The following is a 16,425-nucleotide window of genomic DNA, read 5'->3' as shown; positions in this document are numbered from 1 at the left end:
CGGCGTATGTGTATGAGTGTCGAGCTTCCGTTCGCACCCGTGGACGAGGTCATCCGCCGGAACGCGGGCGACCTCCGGGTGAGCGCCGACGCCGCCGAGGAACTCGCCCGGCGCATCCAGACCCGCGGAGCGGAACTCGCAACCGACGCCGCGGAACTCGCCCACGAGGACGGGCGCAAGACCCTGATGCCCGCCGACTTCGGCGTGGAACGACTCGTCGCCCGCGAGGAGCTCACCCTCCCCATCGCGCCCGTCGACCGCATCGCGCGCCTCGACATCGACGACTCGTTCCGCGTCTCGATGGACGCCCGGGTCGCGCTCGCGGACATCCTCGAGGACTACGCCGACAACGTCGCCAGGGCGGCGACGATTCTGGCACACCACGCGAACCGGCGGACCGTACAGGCCGAGGACATCGAGACGTACTTCGCCCTCTTCGAGTAGATGCGCTTCGGCTACAGCGAGACCTGTCTCGACCACGACACCGGCGACCGACACCCGGAGAACCCGGACCGCCTCCGGGCCATCCGCGAGGGCCTGAAGCGCAAGCACGGCATCGAGTACGTCGAGGGCGACCCCGCCTCGCGGGAGGCGGTCGCGGCGGTCCACGACGACGACTACGTCGACGAGGTCGAGTCGTTCTGCGAGTCCGGCGGGGGCAACTGGGACCCCGACACCGTGGCGAGCGACGGAACCTGGGCGGCCGCGCTCGCGGCCGCCGGGCAGGCCGAGTGGGCCGCCGAGCAGGCACTCGCCGGCGAGGGCGGACGGAACACGCCGTTCGCGCTCGGCCGGCCGCCGGGCCACCACGCCGTCGAGGACGACGCGATGGGCTTTTGCTTCGTGAACAACGCCGCGGTCGCGGCACAGTCGGCGATCGACGCCGGCGATGCCGAGCGGGTCGCCATCTTCGACTGGGACGTCCATCACGGCAACGGCACACAGGACATCTTCTACGAGCGCGGCGACGTGTTCTACGCCTCGATCCACGAGGAGGGGCTCTACCCGGGCACCGGCGACGCCGCCGAGACCGGACGTGGCGACGGCGCGGACACCACCCTCAACGCCTCCCTCGGTGCGGGCGCGGGCGACGCGGACTACCTCGCGGTCGTCGAGCGCACAGTCAATCCAGCTATCGAGCGGTTCGACCCAGACCTGCTGCTCGTGAGCGCCGGCTTCGACGCCCACCGCCACGACCCAATCTCGCGGATGCGCGTCTCGACCGAGGGGTACGCGCTCATGACCGACCGCATGCGCGCGCTCGCCGAGCGAACCGGGGCCGGCCTGGCGTTCGTGCTGGAGGGCGGCTACGGGCTCGACACGCTCTCGGCGGGCGTCGCCGTCGTCCACGAGACGTTCGACGGTCGGCCGCCGATCGACCCCGACGGGGAGCCGGCGGACGCGACCGAACCCGTCATCGAGGACCTCCGGTCCCGATTCGACCTCTAGATCGTCGGCGCGAAGTACGCCCGCAGGTCGTCGCCGAACTCCTCCGCCAGCGTGGCCACCGCCTCCCCCGCGAGCACGTCGTACCCCCCGCGGAGCGCCGACTCGACGCGGGTGCCGAGCGCGGCGTCGAACAGCCGGTCGGACTCCAGCAGCGCGACGGCGTCCGGCTCCTCGCGCTCGCGCTCGACCACGTACCGGCCGTCCTCCACGAACGGGCCGTACGCGTCGGTCCCGGCGTACTTGTCGAAGAACCCCTCCGCGTGCTCCCGGACGTGGACCGGCGGGCCGTCGTGGCGTTCGACCGCCGGCAGCCGGCGGTGTGTGAGTTCGAACAGGAGCATCCCGCGTCGGCCGTCGGCGTCGCCCACGTCGCCACCGTCGGTGGCGGCGGTCGTCGACCGGACCACCTCGAAGCCGCGGCCGGACAGTTCCCGTTCCAGTCCGTCGAGCGACCGGCGGAGCTGCGGGTAGAGCTGGTCGTCCACGATGTCCGGCGCGTCGAAGGCGACGGCGACCGGAACGGTGCCGCGCCGGCCGACGTGTTCGCGGACGTCAGCCTCGCCCATCGGCTCCCGTTTCGGAGGAAAGAACGCCTCATCGCGTGGATCCTCGAGCAACTTCCGGGCGTGGTGCTGGAAGCGCGCGAGGTTGTCGCGCGAGAGGACGGCGGCGACGTTCCGCTCGGGATCGGTCGGATCGTAGACCACGAGCGGATCGTCGAACGAGCCCCGCCCGTGGTTCTCGGGGTCGATCGTGACCTGCGGCGTCCAGTCGGCGGCGGCCTCCAGCAGCGGCCGGAGCCCGCCGTGGTCGAGGACGAGCAGTTCGGCGATGTAGCCCGAAAACCCCTGGGTCCGGAGGTCGCTGCCGTACACGCCGATCCCCTTGAGGAATCGCTTGAACGTTCGAACGTCGCCCGCGAGCGCCTCGTCGATCCGCGCGTCGAGGTAGGCGTTGTGGAACGGCGTGCGGTCCACCGAGGACCGGATGTCCGCCGCGCTCTCCACGTCGTAACAGGGGACCAGGTCCACGTCGAACCCCTCGTAGCGCCCCTTCACGTACGGGTGTTCGGCGTACTCCTCGCGTCCTCCGGGGAGCGCGGCGTGGCCGACGCGGAGGCCGTACGTCTCGAGGTCAGCTTCGTCGACATCGGTCGGGAATCGGACGAAGAGGTCGATGTCGCGGTCGCCGGCGAGCCACGTCCCCCGGGCCGTCGAGCCGACCTGGAGCACCTCGGCCTCGTTCGCCGGCGCGGGGAGCTCCGCGACGGCGGCCGCGGCCCGGGCGGAGAGGTCGGCCGCCGCCTCGGCGAGCCGCTCGCGCTCGGCCTCGTCGGGCCGCACCCGTTCGCCGACGCGGGCCAGGAGCGCGTCGAGGTCCGTCTCGGTCATACCGGCCCGTTCAGGCCCGCCCGTAACGAGCGTGTCGGTCCCGTCGGGGGGAAACGAAAGCCCTATCAAATACAGTCCGGTACCCTGTACTGCGTGCCGAAGTAGCTCAGCTGGTAGAGCACCTCGCTGTTAACGAGGTTGTCCCAGGTTCGAGTCCTGGCTTCGGCGCTTCTCGATTCGGCCCGGTTCCTCGGTAGCGACGTCCCCGGATCGCCGGAGGGTAAGCTACTTCACCGTCTCCCGGAAACTCCGACCACGGGCCCTTAGCTCAGTCCGGTCTAGAGCGCCCTGCTCATAACGGGGTGGCCGAGGGTTCGAATCCCTCAGGGCCCATCCGGACGCTGCTCGGTTCTAACTCGACCCCGATACCGCCGAAAAAGCCGTTCAAACGTTCGAACTCGCCACTTCCGACAGTGGACGAGAGGCCAGTTTGACCGGTATGTCGACCGGATAGCGGTTCCGGGTCTTCGCCGTCGTCCGAATTCGTTAGTCGATTCCCACCCGACACACCCGCGGTTTGCAGGGGTAGCGGCGTCCGTCCGTCCCTCTCTCCCTTCCAGTGTTCTCCGCTGGACAGGGCGTAGAGGGAACCAGCTTCGTCGGCACACTGACACGCCGGACGCAAACCCTGAGCTTTCACCTTACGCCCGTCCCCGCCTGCCTGCCCCTCTTTTGGGGGGTAGGCAGGCGGGTGGTACACACGATTCCCCAGGGGACGCGCGCTCGACCCGACGGAGGCGACGATGATCGGCGGCACGAATGCCGTCGGAGGCCCCGGCCTTCCGAGGTTCATCGAGTACCAGTGCCGCGGCTGTCAGTACCTCGTGACCACGGAGCCGCGCACGGAGCACGCCCGGTACCGGGAGTGTGAGCACTGCGTGAAAGCGCCCGATCTCCAGCGTGAGTTCATCGACGTGCGCGTCGACGGGTTGCTCTGGGCGTATAACGCGACCCTCGTCGCATCCGCCGCAAGCGACGGAGCGGCGAGGCCGGTGTTCGGCGGCCGCGGCGCTAACGCGGCCGCCCCGGCCTCGCCCGCCGGAAGCGGGGGCTTGCCCCCGACCCGGAAGCCGGCGCGCAGCGAGGACACCTCGGTGTCCTCGCAACGAGACGCGGCGCAGTGGGTTCCCGCCGAGGACGGTGACTAGCGAACCCGTCGATGGACCGGACGCGGGCAGCGCCGAATCCGGAGAGCCGTCGGCTTCGGTGCCGTATCACGTTCGCGTCGTTCCGAAAGTCGACGACTCCGAGTCCCGGTCTGCCGGCCCGGAAGCGCCACCGACTGACCAGGGCCAGTCTTGGCCTTCCAAGGAGACCAACTCTGTAGAGGCCTCTCCCGGTCGTTTTCACGGGGACGACGTTCCCGAGACAGTCCTCGACCGCGTGAGTGAGTTCTATGCGGCGTACCCGGAGTTGGCCGAGCTTCCCCTGTCGCAGACGCACGGGCGGAAACTCCGCCGCATCGTTACGGAAGCTGAGTGGTCTGACGTACACGTCGACCCGGACGGTGAGGGCGAATCCGCGTTCACGCTGACTGAACTCGACAGGCGCGAAGCTGCAACGTGGGGCGAAGCTCTGCAAGCGTTCCTAACCGCACACACCCGTTACGACGGGTTGATGGCGCGCTTTGCGAACGACGACGGTGAGACGTTCGAACTCCCGTTGACGGACGCGTGGGGAACGGAGTATCACGCGAAGCAGTACGCCCGCGCTCGCGCGCTCCAGCGGCAGATGAGCGGTGGTGAACGTCCGTCCGGTGGTGACGCCGTCTCTGCATGGGAACGGCCTGCGACGGGCATGGTGACGCTCACAGCGTCGTCTGTCCCCGGTGGTGAGCGGCTGTCGCCTGTGGACCACCTCGACGCGCTGCACGACGCCTGGAGTTACGACGGCGTCCGTGACACGCTGCGAAACGTGTGTGAGTACCATCTCGGACTGGACGCCAACGAGTGGGGGTTCTGGCTCCAGTCAGAACCGCACGGCGTCGGTGCTGCCGCTGACCCGGACGCGTACGCCGGCATGAACGCCTGTTACACGCACCTGCACGTGGGCGTCTACCTCGACGCCGCCGGCCTCGACGGGCAGCAGATTGGCACCGAGCTAGAGCGGATCGTTGAGAAACATCTCGACGTGTGCGATCCGGCCGGTCGCTCCGCGCACGACTACGAGGCAGTCTCCGACTACGTGAGCGAGTCGGACGGCTGCATTTCGGTGAACATGGACGTGTCGAACCTCGGGAGCTACCTCGCCGCCTACATGGGCGGCTCGTACGACGAGCGGCTGGTAGAGCGGCCGGTCGAATACCTCGCGTGGGGCGCGCTCTACTGGTCCGCGTCGCGCCGGCGAACGTCGCGCTCGCAGGTGGTCAACCAGGCCATCACGGCCGACCGCTGTCGCCAGCGCGCTGAGTCCGCTGAAGCCTCGCAGTCCGTCGACCACGGCGAGAACATCGAGTGGTCCGACGCGAACGGTCCCGACGTCGTCTGCTCGTGCTGCTCGTCCGGCTGGCAAGTCGACCAGTCCCGGCTGGACGAACCTGTAGGTGATGACGAACTCGCGGACGCGCTCCCCGACCCGCACGACCCCGAGGACACGGAGCCGTCCCTGTCAGAACTGTGGCGCGATGCCGACGCTGCTGCGTCGGTCGGTGAGTCGCGCGAGAAAGCCCGCGTTCGGAAACTCGTTACCCGATGGCGTCGTGCGAATCCGGACGCCGTTCACTCCGTTGCGTTCGTGTGCGGTGACCTCGGCATCGACCCGCGCCACCGCGAGTTCGTCGCGGATCTCCTCAACGATCTCGACGCTGGTCATGGGGTCGACTCGTTCCAACGAGCGACCCCGATCGAATCCGACTGGCACCTGGACGCGATCGTGGACGCCGACGGCGAGGAACACCCACCCGGTGAGGGTGGCGTCGACATGGTGCAGCTGCACCTCCCGGAGACGCACGTACTCGAAGAGACGCGGTTAGCGAAGCCGCTCCAGAAAGGCGAAATCTGGCGCTGTGGCAAGTGTAACGTTGCGATACATGATCCGGAGATGATGGCCGGTCACCTCGTCGATCACGGTCTTGTGGAACCGAAAGCGGCTGACCGCGTACTTTCGTATGATCCAGTTAGTTCACTGGCCAAGGCGAGAGGGTCGATGAAGGGTTAATTTCGGCTAATATTACATTTTCACAACCAAAAAATATTTGCCTTCGGAACATTCCAGATGCCAAGTATTATTAATTCATTAAATCCAAAAGGTGCCCACGACTCGGACCAAAATGGAGGATAATTGATGGGATTTGATTCAGAGGACGATATGAAGGATGTGGCACAGGACCTAATACCCTCAACCTTACGTAAGAAAGACTATGAGGTTCTTACTGAATTTGGATATGGGACTGGAAGAACTGATTTAGTATTCGTAAATGTCTCAGAGCCATATTGGGAAAGACGAACTAAACGGCTCAATCTAGAGACACCAATCGAGGACAAGAATGTCCTAATTACATTCCTCCAGTTGCATGCGAGAGATGGCGCTGTCACCGAGGAGTACTTCTATCAAATTGGTGCCTTGAAGCGGCGGTATAAACGGGAGTCCTTGAACTGGTTGAAGGATCGAGGCTTTGTCCAAGAAGAGGAAGAAGGAAAAATTAAAACTGCCTGCGATCTGCGGCGGCACATAACTACAACAGTCGCAGTTGAATTGAAGTTAAGAAAATGGCAAAAAGCAATTAAACAAGCATCCCGAGGACGTTCGTTTGCAGAATATAAATTTGTAGCTCTTGACCACGACCATATTGAACCTGCTTTGGATAATCTTGAACAATTCAAAAGCCGCAATATTGGATTGTTATCAATTGACCAGAGTGGGGATTGCTACATGCATCATAAACCAGGTCGCGGTAATCCCCATTCGGAGCTATATCGTTGGAAGCTGAACGAAAGCACTCTCATCGAGAAGTCAGCCTAGAAGTATTTACGGTTGGAGTTATAGATTGCAGTTAAATGCCAAAGTTTTATGATATCGATGTGGTTGAATCCCACTTCGATGGTCTCGAACTAATAGAACATATTGATTCTGGCGGGTTCAAAGATGTATTCCTCGTCAATGATAGGGGCGAAGAGGTCGTTCTAAAACTTCTACCGGTAGATCGCAGAAGTAGAAGAAGGCGCGCTCATCGAGAAGGGGAAGCCATGAAAGAAATTGAGTCGAACACATTTGTTGATCTGATCGATTACTATGAAGAAGAAATCGATGGAAGACAAACATTCATTATATTTGAAGAATATATTAATGGCCAAACACTGGAACAGTACATTGGAGATGGAAACTTCGGACTTGATTTTGGCCTGTATACAATTTCTACACTCTTGGATATACTTAAGGAATTTGACGAGAAAGAGATGATTCATCGAGATATCAAACCAGCCAATATCATGGTAACCGATGATGAAGAAATTCGGCTTTTGGACGTTGGAATCATGCGGTTTGAGGAAAAGGAAAGTTTGACTCCGGATCATCTTGATCGACTTGGGACGCCTTTCTATGGTGCTCCTGAGCAGCTTGATTACGATAAGAGTAAGCAAAGTATCAAGACAGATCTATTCTCATCTGGGGTCGTTATGTTTGAGACAATTACAGGAGTTCATCCATTTAAGGACAGAGGAAAGTCCGTAACAGACGCAATCTGTGACGGCGATAAACAAAGTCTAACAGATTATATTGATGGGGATGAAGGAGAAGACTTAGATTATTTCTTCGATACGTTAACTAATCCGGTCCCAAGTAAACGGTTCCGAAAACCGGAGTTTGCGGAGGATTTCTTTGATAGCTTGGAGGTGACTAACTAATGTTTGACAAACCAAGCTACCTAATTCAGGTTGGGCATCATGGAAAGAACCGCGTCTATGACGCAATTGAGGGAGACCATCTTGACGGTGCTATACTCAGCCCGACAGACTATAAACCGGAAGTGAACAAGGAGCTGGCCAATAGCTTAAATTCTGAAGACTTAGTCACACTGTTTGATCCCCACCTTTACCTACCTGGTCAGGGGGATCGGAAGGATCTGAATGAATATGAATACCACGAGAAATACGGTGGTGAGGACTATACTAGCGGCGTATTATTTGATACAGAACGGAGAGACGAATTTCTAAAATTGGTTATCGAGGCGCAAGATGATTATGACACTAATGCCTATCTCTCTCCATCGTCATATCTCGGAGAACTTTCGGCAGAGGAAATCGATGATTGGCAAGATTTCACTGAGGCATTCCTAGAAATTGCACGGTCTGAGGGGAGAGATATTCCGGTCTATCTTTCTCTACCCGTTAATGGCGATCGTTTAACGAACCTTGAAATCCGAAATCAATTGATGGATTCGGCAACAGAATTGGATACTGATGGGTTCTATGTTTCAGTATCATATTCAGATAGAGACACGAGGTTGCCATTACAAGGTGTGGAAAAAGTAACCTCTTACCTCGAATTGATGGCGACACTTAGGGTTAATAGATACAATGTTATCGCTGCGCACACTCACCAAATCGCTCATCTCCTATTCGCTATTGGGGTCAATGCAGTTGGCTCTGGACACTACAAGAATTTGAGGAGTTTCGATACAGAAAGGTGGATTGTTCCAGACGAAACTCAGATTAGAACGCCTGTTATTAGATACTATTCCGACGAGTTACTCACATCAATTAGGCCTGATAGCCTCCTCGATGAGCTATATAAAGAACCAGGTTTTGATGAAGAAAAAATCCGCACCAAGTCTCCATATGAAAGCGATCTGTTCGATGGGTCAGTCACACCAGCGAACACAGGATGGGGTAAGGCGGAGGGTTCTTGGGATCACTACGTTTGGGCCTGTGACCATATCGCCTCCTCATATGAAGGCAAAAACCTCCCGAAGAGAGTTGAAAAAGCAAGATCCAAAATTAGGCGTGCTAAAGCGCTATACAAACAGATATCTACTGAAATCGACGAATACGTTGATGAAATCGAATCAGATATTTATGATGACTGGGAGACATCACTAGATGAGATTGCTAACTCTGACGAATTTAAACGGTTAAAAAGGCTCGTATAAATAGTTTCGACGCGGTTTTCTTTTCTCCTGTAGTTTAAATCTCAATCAGAAATGTCTCGTCCAGCTCGTGTACCAGCTTCTCTCTCAAATTGAGGGATGGCCGATTGAAGCCATTGCGGGAGTGGCTCCCTTGTGTGGACCGAGCGCAATATAGTAGATCAGAAATCGTCGGCATCCAGTTCTCCAGAAAGATATGCTCTACCACAATCACTTATGACATAGTATCCAGATTTTCCTTCAACCCGGTTTAGGAAACCGTGTTCAGCGAGTTTTCTCATCCTTCGCTTGACTGTAGAGTATGCAGGTGATGCAATACCCTTGTAATCCAAATTAAACTCTACAGCAGCAGGCGGAAGAACTGTTTCAGAATCGTCTAATAATTCAAGAATTGGCTCATCGTACTTACTTGCCCACGGTGGGCGTGGCTTCATTGGCAAGGTAACACACGGAGACACTCTTAACGACTCTGGTAGGTGACAGAAGAAACCTCAAATATACATTTCAAGCCTAAATAGGGTCACCTTTATTAACTCACTACAATACGCAAACAGATAGCGGAAGCATCTCGCGGACTCGTCACTGCTCGATGGGTCCACCGTAGAACGCAAGCGGACCCCGCTGCTGGGACAGCGGGCCCGCGTGGGCTTCCGTGACCAGGCACGAAAGCCATGTCAGCAATCCTGCTGGGGGCGCATGAAACCCCCGACGACGACTCGGTAGCCCGAGCGACCGATCACCGCCGTGCGCGGCGAAAGTGGATTTACTTTCACCGTAGCAAGGGTGCTCGAATATTTCCAACCCAGTCCCATCAGCCCGACGTGATGATGGGCCGAACCGCAACCGAGGTGTCGAACGATGAGTGACGGGCTCGACCCGCTTTCCCCGAAAGAGGGCATCGAGATGTATCTCGAAGCCCGCCGGGACGAGCTGACCGAGCAGACGATTCAGGGACAGAGCTACCGGCTCGACGCGTTCCGGCAGTGGTGCGAAGAGGAGGGCGTCGAGAACCTGAACGACCTCGCCGGACGGGATCTCTACCGATATCGCGTCTGGCGGCGAGAGGGGAACGGCGACGACCGCGACCCGATCGCCCCGGTAACGCTGCGCGGCCAGTTGGCGACACTGCGCGCGTTCCTCCGGTTCGCGGAGGAAATCGACGCGGTGCGCGATGACCTCCGGTCCGACGTCCCGCTTCCGATCGTGAACGACGGACAGAACGTGAGTGAGACGACGCTCGAACCCGAGCGCGTCGGTGACATTCTGGAGTACTTAGACCGCTACAAGTACGCGAGTCGGGAGCACGTTATCCTCCTGATGATGTGGCACACCGGCGCGCGCGTCGGTGGGATTCGGTCACTCGACCTGGGCGATCTCGACCTGGACGCCGAGCGGCCGGGACTCCAGTTCCGGCACCGCCCGGAGTCGGATACCCCGCTCAAGAACAAGGAGCGCGGGGAGCGCTGGAATGCGATCAGTCCGTACATTTCCCGTATCCTCGAGGACTACATCGACGGCCCGCGGGACAATGTTCGGGACGAGTACGCCCGCGAACCGCTGATCACGACACAGTACGGTCGCCCCTCGATCTCGACGCTTCGGGACACCCTGTATCGGATGACGCGTCCGTGCTGGCGCGGAGCCGGCTGCCCTCACGACAGGGAGGTAGACGAGTGCTTGGCGACCCAGACCGACCACGCGAGTAAGTGCCCGTCTGCCCGCTCGCCGCATGACGTTCGGAGCGGACGAGTGACCGCGTACCGTCGGGACGACGTTCCGCGTCGGATCGTCTCCGACCGACTCGACGCGAGTAGCGGAATCCTCGATGAGCACTATGACCGGCGGAGTTCCCGTGAGAAAGCAGAACAGCGGCGCGATTACCTCCCTGACCTATGACGAGTTCCCCAGCACATCACTTGGCAAACGGTCGGCCTGTGAAATCGGGCAGTACCCCCGGATTTCCGTCCCCTCAGGGCCCATCCGCTCACCGGTTCTCACACTCACTCGACGCTCGAACCTTACACCCTCGACGCACTGACCGCACTCCAGGGACGACCGTCCCCGAGCGAGCCGTGATTTCGCGGAAGTATTCGACCCTGACTCGGGTGAGAAAACCGCGATAGTATACGAAATAATATCGTTATTCAGACGGTAAATGCGGTGGTCTCGGGCCTCGATAGCCAATGACACGGGGGTAAGTTGTTCGAACTGATAATTTGGGGCGAACGTATTTGCGGGCGAAGTCGGGAGCGTCGGGTAGATGTCAGTCACCGAACGCGGTCGGTGGTTCACCAGGAAGTACAGCAGGCGCATCGCGACGGCGCTGCTCGTCACGCTCGCGGGGACGCTCGCGTTCGGCGGGCTGTTCGCGTGGTACGCGACGACCGCCGGGGGCTCCGGACTCTCTGCGATCGCGGGCACGCTGTTCGTCGTCTCGCTCCACATCGGGCTGCTCGCCATCGTCCTCGGCGGGAGCGTCGGCGTGGAACTGAAGAAGCTCACGACGGCCGCGGAGGCCATCGAGGCGGGCGACCTCGACGTCTCGCCAGAGAGCCGACGCGCGGACGAGTTCGGACGGCTCGCGGCGTCGTTCGACACGATGCGGCTGTCGCTCTCGGAGGCGTTCGAGGAGTCGGAGGCCGCACGCGAGGATGCAGAGCGTGCCCAAACGGTGGCGGAGGAGCGCAACGATGCGCTTCTGGACAGCGCGGGCGAGATCGGCGACGCGATGTCGGCGGTCGCCGACGGCGACCTCACGGCCCGGCTCGACGTCGACGACGACATCGAGGCGATCGAGCGCATCGGGGTCGCGTACGACGGCATGGTCGGCGAGCTCTCGACGACGATCGACGAGATCATCGAGTTCGCGGGCGACGTCGAGCGGGCCAGCGAGGCGGTCGCCGAGGACGCCGAAACCGTGGAGGAACTGAACGGGTCGCTCGCGTCCGAGATCCGCACGCTCGCCGACGACATCGTGGATCAGGCCGACCAGCTCGGCAGCGCCGTCGAGGAGGCGAACACGCTCTCGGCGACGATCGAGGAGGTCGCGTCCACCACCGACGAGGTGGCCGGGCGGGCGACCGACGCCGCCGCGGTCGGCGAACGCGGCTCCGAGCGCGCCGCGGAGGCGATCGAGGCCATCGACGCGATCGAGGGGACCGTCGAGGAGCTCGGCCGGCTGATCGGGGAACTCGACGAGCAGATGGACGACGTCGCGGAGACGACCGACCTCATCGACGACATCGCGGAACAGACCAACATGCTCGCGCTGAACGCCAACATCGAGGCCGCACGGGCCGACGCGGCCGGCGACGGCTTCGCGGTCGTCGCCGCGGAGGTGAAACAGCTCGCGACCGAGACCCAGGAGGCGGTCGGGGAGATCGGCGAGATCGTCGATCGCGCGCGGACCCACTTCGAGGACGTGAGCGCGGAGATGGACGACACCTCCGGCCAGATCACCGAGAGCGTGGGAACGGTCAACGAGACGAGCGAGACGCTCCAGGAACTGACCCGGACGATCGACGAGGTGGACGACGCGATGGCCGAGATCTCCAACGCGACCGACGACGGCGCGGCCGCCACCGAGGAGGTCGCCGCCGCGGTCGAGGACGTCCGGGAGGTCGCCGTCGACGTTGCCGACCGGTCCCGCGACCTGGCCGCGACGGCCGACGAGACCGCCGAGACGATGAGCGACGTCCGCGGCCGGACCGACGCGCTGGTCGGGCGGGCCGGGGACCTGCGCTCCATGCTGAGCGCGTTCGAGACCCGGGGGTCGGCACCGGCCGACGCCGAGCCGCTGGCTTCCGGGGCCGGCGCCGTGACGGGTGATGACGATGATTAGCGACCCGACCGTCTACGCCATCACGGCCGGCGTCTACGCCGTCGCGCTCGCCGTGCTTGGCGGCTGGCTGTGGCAGAACCCCGACCAGCGACACCCGTACTGTCTCCCCGTGCTGTTCGTGGTCGGCTTCGGCGCGGTCACGACCGGCCTCCAGGCGCTCGGCGTCGGCAGCATCGCGGTCGCCGGCGGGTCGATCAACGTGGCGAGCGTCTCGAACGACATGGTCGGCTACCCCGCCCTCTACGTCGTCAGCGCGCTCCTCGCGGGAGCGTCCCGACGCAGCATCGCGCTCGTCACGGCGATCCCGTTCCTGCAGGTGCTCTCGTTCAACGTGGCGTCGGTCACCGGCGGCACCCTCGCGCTCGTGGCCGCGCTCCTGGTCGTCGTCGGCCACGCCGTCCTCCTGTCCCTCTACCGCGGTCGAATCTGGCGGACGGCCGCCGACTGTGCCGACGGACGCAGGCTGCTCCACTGGAAGTCACGGAACCTCCTGCTGTTCATGACCGGGATGTTGATCGTTTACGCCCTGCTGTCGCTGTTCGGCGTGTTCGGGACGTTCGTCTCGACGACGGTGTCGGCGTACATGGGCGTGCTCATCCGCGTGGGCTTTGCGGGGTTCCTGTTCGTCAACCTGGACGCGATCGTCGGCGACGGCGCGGACGGGGACGCGGCGAGCGACCCGCTCCGCGAACTCGGGAGCACCGTGCCGGGCGTCGGCTCCGGTGCCGATTGACCGCGCGAAGTGACGACCACGTCCGGGCTGTCCCCGCGCTCCTGATTCCGGTTCGACGGCCCGCTCGACTGCTCCCGCTCGCCAGCGTGTCGATCACGTCGGGAGCGCAGCGGCCGGCACGAGGTTCGCCCGTTCGGCGTCGCTGGGGCCCGCCCGGGGGTTCAAAAGTACGTGTCCCGCACGGTCCGCGCCAGCAGCCCGCCCGGTTCGAAGGCGACGTAGACGACGACGAACTCGCCGTCCCGGGGGCGGAGGACGAACGCCTCGCGCTCGGGCGGCTCGCTCGGGTCCGAACTCCCGTCATCGGTCGTCGGGTCCGCGTCCGTGGCCTCACCGTCCATCTCCTCCGCGTTCACCCGCTCGATCAGCGGTTCGAGCGGCGTCGTCCCGCTCCGGAACTCGGCGAGCAGGTCGCGGGCGCCGGCGTCGGCGAAGACGTACAGCGCGCCGTTCGGCTCGCCGTCGGTGTCGCGGGTGACCCGCGAGGCCATCGCGTCGCCGGCGGCCCGCGCGTCCCGCCACGTCTCGCGGGCCGCCTCGAAGAGGTTCTCGACGTCGTCGGCGAACGCGACCCGGCCCCGGCGGCGGACCGAGACCGAGCGGAACCGCGCCTCGCCGTCGGTCCAGATCAGCTCCGCGTCGACGACCACCCCAGGTTCGAGTTCCGCCACCGATTCGGCGAGATCGTCGCCGTACCCCTCGGCGGCGACCCGGACCGGTTCGTACGCGTCGGCCGGGTCCTCGACCGGCGTGAGATCGACGAGCACGTACTCGTCGTCCGCGTGGGAGAGCACCCGGAACCGTCCGTCGGTGGTCGCCTCCATGGTACCGGGGAGTCACCCGGGACACAAGCGCGTGTCGCTTCCGCCTCGTGGTCGGCCGGTCGTTCCTGAAGCGGGCGCTCCGCCGGTTGGCCGCCACACCCTGCCGGGCGACACCCCTTAGCCGCTCGGGCGCGACCCACGACTCGTGGCTTCGTTTCGCTTTCGCGACCGCGCCGTGTTCCTCCCGGGGGCCGACGCGCTCATCTGTGCGGACCTTCACGTCGGCCGCGCCGAGGCGTCGGACGTCGAGTACCCGCTCGGCGAGGGCACCGACCTGAGGGGACGACTCGAGACGCTTCTCGCCGACTGTGCCCCCGCCGAGGTCGTGTTCGCGGGCGACGTCCTCCACGAGTTCGGCCGCGCCTCCCTCGCCACGGACCGGTCGCTCGGCGGCCTCGTCGACGCCTGCCGCGATGCTGGCGCGTCGCCGGTCGTCGTCGCCGGCAACCACGACACGGTGCTCCACGAGGTCTGGGACGGGACGGTCTACGACGCCTACGCGCTGGACGCCGACGGGGAGCGGGTCGTCGTCCGCCACGGCCACGAGACCCCGCCTCGGGACGAGGACGCCGACTGCTACGTCGTCGGCCACGACCACCCGACCATCGACGTCGAGGGAGCCCGCCGCCCGTGCTTCCTCTACGGTGACGGCCAGTTCCGGGACGCGGACGTGCTGATGCTCCCCGCGTTCACGCGACTCGCGGCCGGCGTGGCGGTGAACGGGATGGGGACGCGCGATTTCGACTCGCCGCTCGTGACCGACGCGAACGCGCTCCGGCCGGCCGTCCGCGACCCCGACGCGCGCGAGACGCTGGAGTTCCCCCCGCTCGGGGAGTTCCGCCGGATGCTCTGAGCGGGACGGCCGATCGAGGTTCCTTCGAGTGAGTTCCCCTCGTCTGTTCGACCGGAACCGATAGGCACCCCGAGTGACACGTGCCCACATGACACGTCGAGACGGGGCGGACGCGCCGGGCGAAGCGGACGCCGAGGTGGACGACCCGATGGGCGACGTCTACCGGGTGCTCGACGCCGACGGCGACCCGGTCCGTCCAGTCCCCGAGGTCGCCGACGACGTGCTCGTCGACCTCTACCGCGACATGTGGACGACCCGCCGGTTCGACGAGCGCGCGGTGAGCCTCCAGCGGCAGGGGCGCGTCGGAACCTACGCCGCGATCGCGGGCCAGGAGGCGATCTCCGTCGCCGCCACCCACGCGCTGCGTGCGGACGACCCGGTGTTCTATCAGTACCGGGAGCACGGCACGGTCGTCGCGCGCGGGTTCCCGCCCGGCTACCTCGCGTTCTGGATGGGCCACGAGTCCGGGACCGCCGCGCTGGCCGACATCGACGTCTTCCCGCTGACCATCGGCATCGGCTCGCACCTCCCCCACGCCGTCGGCGCGGGGATGGCGCTCGACTACCGGGACGAGGGCCGGGTGGTCACGGCGTTCTTCGGCGACGGCTCGACCTCCGAGGGCGACTTCCACGAGGCGCTCAACTTCGCCGGCGTGTTCGACACGCCGACCGTCTTCGTCTGCACCAACAACGGGTGGGCGATCTCGACGCCGTCCGACCAGCAGACCGCCGCGGCGTCGTACGCTGGAAAGGCCGAGGCGTACGGGTTCGAGGGCGTCCGCGTCGACGGGATGGACCCGCTGGCGGTGTACGAGGTGATCCGGCGGGCGGCCGGAAAGGCACGCGGCTCCCCCGACGGCGACCACCGACCGACGCTCGTCGAGACGGTGGCGTACCGCTTCGGCGCGCACACGACCGCCGACGATCCGACGGTGTACCGCGACGAGGCGGAACTGGAGCGCTGGCAGCGCTGGGACCCGCTCCCCCGGTTCGAGTCGTTCCTCCGGGGCCGCGGGCTGCTCGACGACGAGCGGATCGACGCGATCGAATCGGATGCGGACGAGCAAGTGGCCGCGGTGATCGAGGCCGCGGAGGCGGTCGATCCCGATCCGGCGTCGATGTTCGAGCACGTGTCCGAGCGACCGACGCCCGAGCTTCGCCGTCAGCGGGACGAACTCCTGGACGCCATCCAGCGACACGGTCACGGGGCGTTCGACCGCGAGGAGTGAGCCGACGGTCGAACGGAAGCCACT

15 protein-coding genes and 2 tRNA genes are annotated in these 16,425 nt (G+C 63.5%); 14 read left to right on the top strand and 3 right to left on the bottom strand.

Features of this window, described 5'->3' with window-relative positions:
• The first annotated feature begins 12 nt into the window (after window positions 1-12).
• Both RJT50_RS11810 and RJT50_RS11805 read left to right on the top strand, forming a co-directional pair.
• A complete protein-coding gene (locus tag RJT50_RS11810; protein WP_313691560.1) occupies window positions 13-444 on the top strand; it encodes a histone in 432 nt (143 codons plus the stop codon).
• Window positions 445-1,449 carry a histone deacetylase family protein gene (locus RJT50_RS11805; RefSeq protein WP_313691559.1) on the top strand — a complete coding sequence of 335 codons (1,005 nt, stop codon included), beginning with the start codon at window positions 445-447 and terminating at the stop codon, window positions 1,447-1,449.
• Here RJT50_RS11805 and cca read toward each other — a convergent pair.
• Window positions 1,446-2,840: a CCA tRNA nucleotidyltransferase gene (gene cca, locus RJT50_RS11800; RefSeq protein WP_313691557.1), complete on the bottom strand. Its 1,395-nt coding sequence runs from the start codon at window positions 2,838-2,840 to the stop codon at window positions 1,446-1,448. The two genes, RJT50_RS11805 and cca, sit on opposite strands and share 4 nt — an antisense overlap.
• Window positions 2,841-2,935: 95 nt before the next feature.
• Between cca and RJT50_RS11795 the strand changes: the two genes are divergently transcribed.
• From RJT50_RS11795 to RJT50_RS11765, 7 genes are all read left to right on the top strand, one after another.
• Window positions 2,936-3,008, top strand: a tRNA-Asn gene (locus RJT50_RS11795).
• Between the two features lie 89 nt (window positions 3,009-3,097).
• Window positions 3,098-3,173: transfer RNA gene (locus RJT50_RS11790), tRNA-Ile, on the top strand.
• Between the two features lie 410 nt (window positions 3,174-3,583).
• Window positions 3,584-3,988, top strand: coding sequence for a hypothetical protein (locus RJT50_RS11785; RefSeq protein WP_313691556.1), 405 nt, complete (start codon window positions 3,584-3,586; stop codon window positions 3,986-3,988).
• Window positions 3,981-5,996 carry a hypothetical protein gene (locus tag RJT50_RS11780; RefSeq protein ID WP_313691555.1) on the top strand — a complete coding sequence of 672 codons (2,016 nt, stop codon included), beginning with the start codon at window positions 3,981-3,983 and terminating at the stop codon, window positions 5,994-5,996. Before RJT50_RS11785 ends, RJT50_RS11780 begins: the two co-directional genes overlap by 8 nt.
• Window positions 5,997-6,122: 126 nt before the next feature.
• Complete coding sequence (locus RJT50_RS11775) at window positions 6,123-6,800, top strand: hypothetical protein (RefSeq protein ID WP_313691553.1); 678 nt, start codon at window positions 6,123-6,125, stop codon at window positions 6,798-6,800.
• A 35-nt stretch (window positions 6,801-6,835) separates the two neighbouring features.
• Entirely contained in the window at window positions 6,836-7,681 is an 846-nt protein-coding gene (locus tag RJT50_RS11770) for a serine/threonine protein kinase (RefSeq protein ID WP_313691552.1), read from the top strand.
• Entirely contained in the window at window positions 7,681-8,925 is a 1,245-nt protein-coding gene (locus RJT50_RS11765; protein WP_313691551.1) for a hypothetical protein, read from the top strand. The genes RJT50_RS11770 and RJT50_RS11765 overlap by 1 nt, the downstream gene beginning before the upstream one ends.
• A gap of 158 nt (window positions 8,926-9,083) precedes the next feature.
• Here the strand turns inward: RJT50_RS11765 and RJT50_RS11760 are convergent, their stop codons facing one another.
• On the bottom strand, window positions 9,084-9,356 hold the full coding sequence (locus tag RJT50_RS11760) for a hypothetical protein (RefSeq protein WP_313691550.1): 273 nt from the start codon (window positions 9,354-9,356) through the stop codon (window positions 9,084-9,086).
• Between the two features lie 424 nt (window positions 9,357-9,780).
• On the opposite strand from RJT50_RS11760, the gene RJT50_RS11755 reads away from it, so the two are divergent.
• The 3 genes from RJT50_RS11755 (at window position 9,781) to RJT50_RS11745 (ending at window position 13,496) form a co-directional block, all read left to right on the top strand.
• Window positions 9,781-10,818, top strand: coding sequence for a tyrosine-type recombinase/integrase (locus RJT50_RS11755; protein ID WP_313691549.1), 1,038 nt, complete (start codon window positions 9,781-9,783; stop codon window positions 10,816-10,818).
• Between the two features lie 364 nt (window positions 10,819-11,182).
• Window positions 11,183-12,763: a methyl-accepting chemotaxis protein gene (locus tag RJT50_RS11750; RefSeq protein ID WP_313691548.1), complete on the top strand. Its 1,581-nt coding sequence runs from the start codon at window positions 11,183-11,185 to the stop codon at window positions 12,761-12,763.
• Window positions 12,750-13,496 carry a G protein-coupled receptor family protein gene (locus RJT50_RS11745; RefSeq protein WP_313691547.1) on the top strand — a complete coding sequence of 249 codons (747 nt, stop codon included), beginning with the start codon at window positions 12,750-12,752 and terminating at the stop codon, window positions 13,494-13,496. The genes RJT50_RS11750 and RJT50_RS11745 overlap by 14 nt, the downstream gene beginning before the upstream one ends.
• Window positions 13,497-13,657: 161 nt before the next feature.
• Here RJT50_RS11745 and RJT50_RS11740 read toward each other — a convergent pair whose 3' ends face one another.
• On the bottom strand, window positions 13,658-14,320 hold the full coding sequence (locus RJT50_RS11740) for a DUF6663 family protein (protein ID WP_313691546.1): 663 nt from the start codon (window positions 14,318-14,320) through the stop codon (window positions 13,658-13,660).
• 145 nt (window positions 14,321-14,465) lie between these two features.
• On the opposite strand from RJT50_RS11740, the gene RJT50_RS11735 reads away from it, so the two are divergent.
• Window positions 14,466-15,173 carry a metallophosphoesterase gene (locus RJT50_RS11735; RefSeq protein WP_313691545.1) on the top strand — a complete coding sequence of 236 codons (708 nt, stop codon included), beginning with the start codon at window positions 14,466-14,468 and terminating at the stop codon, window positions 15,171-15,173.
• A gap of 88 nt (window positions 15,174-15,261) precedes the next feature.
• Window positions 15,262-16,401, top strand: coding sequence for a thiamine pyrophosphate-dependent enzyme (locus RJT50_RS11730; protein WP_313691544.1), 1,140 nt, complete (start codon window positions 15,262-15,264; stop codon window positions 16,399-16,401).
• Window positions 16,402-16,425 lie beyond the last annotated feature (24 nt).

Origin of the sequence: Halobaculum sp. XH14 (assembly GCF_032116555.1) — an archaeon.
GTDB lineage: Archaea > Halobacteriota > Halobacteria > Halobacteriales > Haloferacaceae > Halorarum > Halorarum halobium.
This window is presented reverse-complemented; position numbering and strand designations above follow the sequence as displayed.

Excerpts from the sequence above, each read along its gene's own strand:
- RJT50_RS11740 (WP_313691546.1), bottom strand. The coding sequence starts at position 14,320 with ATGGAGGCGACCACCGACGGACGGTTCCGGGTGCTCTCCCACGCGGAC.
- RJT50_RS11775 (WP_313691553.1), top strand. The coding sequence starts at position 6,123 with ATGGGATTTGATTCAGAGGACGATATGAAGGATGTGGCACAGGACCTA.
- RJT50_RS11765 (WP_313691551.1), top strand. The coding sequence starts at position 7,681 with ATGTTTGACAAACCAAGCTACCTAATTCAGGTTGGGCATCATGGAAAG.
- RJT50_RS11755 (WP_313691549.1), top strand. The coding sequence starts at position 9,781 with ATGAGTGACGGGCTCGACCCGCTTTCCCCGAAAGAGGGCATCGAGATG.
- RJT50_RS11750 (WP_313691548.1), top strand. The coding sequence starts at position 11,183 with ATGTCAGTCACCGAACGCGGTCGGTGGTTCACCAGGAAGTACAGCAGG.
- cca (WP_313691557.1), bottom strand. The coding sequence starts at position 2,840 with ATGACCGAGACGGACCTCGACGCGCTCCTGGCCCGCGTCGGCGAACGG.
- RJT50_RS11730 (WP_313691544.1), top strand. The coding sequence starts at position 15,262 with ATGACACGTCGAGACGGGGCGGACGCGCCGGGCGAAGCGGACGCCGAG.
- RJT50_RS11745 (WP_313691547.1), top strand. The coding sequence starts at position 12,750 with ATGACGATGATTAGCGACCCGACCGTCTACGCCATCACGGCCGGCGTC.
- RJT50_RS11785 (WP_313691556.1), top strand. The coding sequence starts at position 3,584 with ATGATCGGCGGCACGAATGCCGTCGGAGGCCCCGGCCTTCCGAGGTTC.
- RJT50_RS11770 (WP_313691552.1), top strand. The coding sequence starts at position 6,836 with ATGCCAAAGTTTTATGATATCGATGTGGTTGAATCCCACTTCGATGGT.
- RJT50_RS11805 (WP_313691559.1), top strand. The coding sequence starts at position 445 with ATGCGCTTCGGCTACAGCGAGACCTGTCTCGACCACGACACCGGCGAC.
- RJT50_RS11810 (WP_313691560.1), top strand. The coding sequence starts at position 13 with ATGAGTGTCGAGCTTCCGTTCGCACCCGTGGACGAGGTCATCCGCCGG.
- RJT50_RS11760 (WP_313691550.1), bottom strand. The coding sequence starts at position 9,356 with ATGAAGCCACGCCCACCGTGGGCAAGTAAGTACGATGAGCCAATTCTT.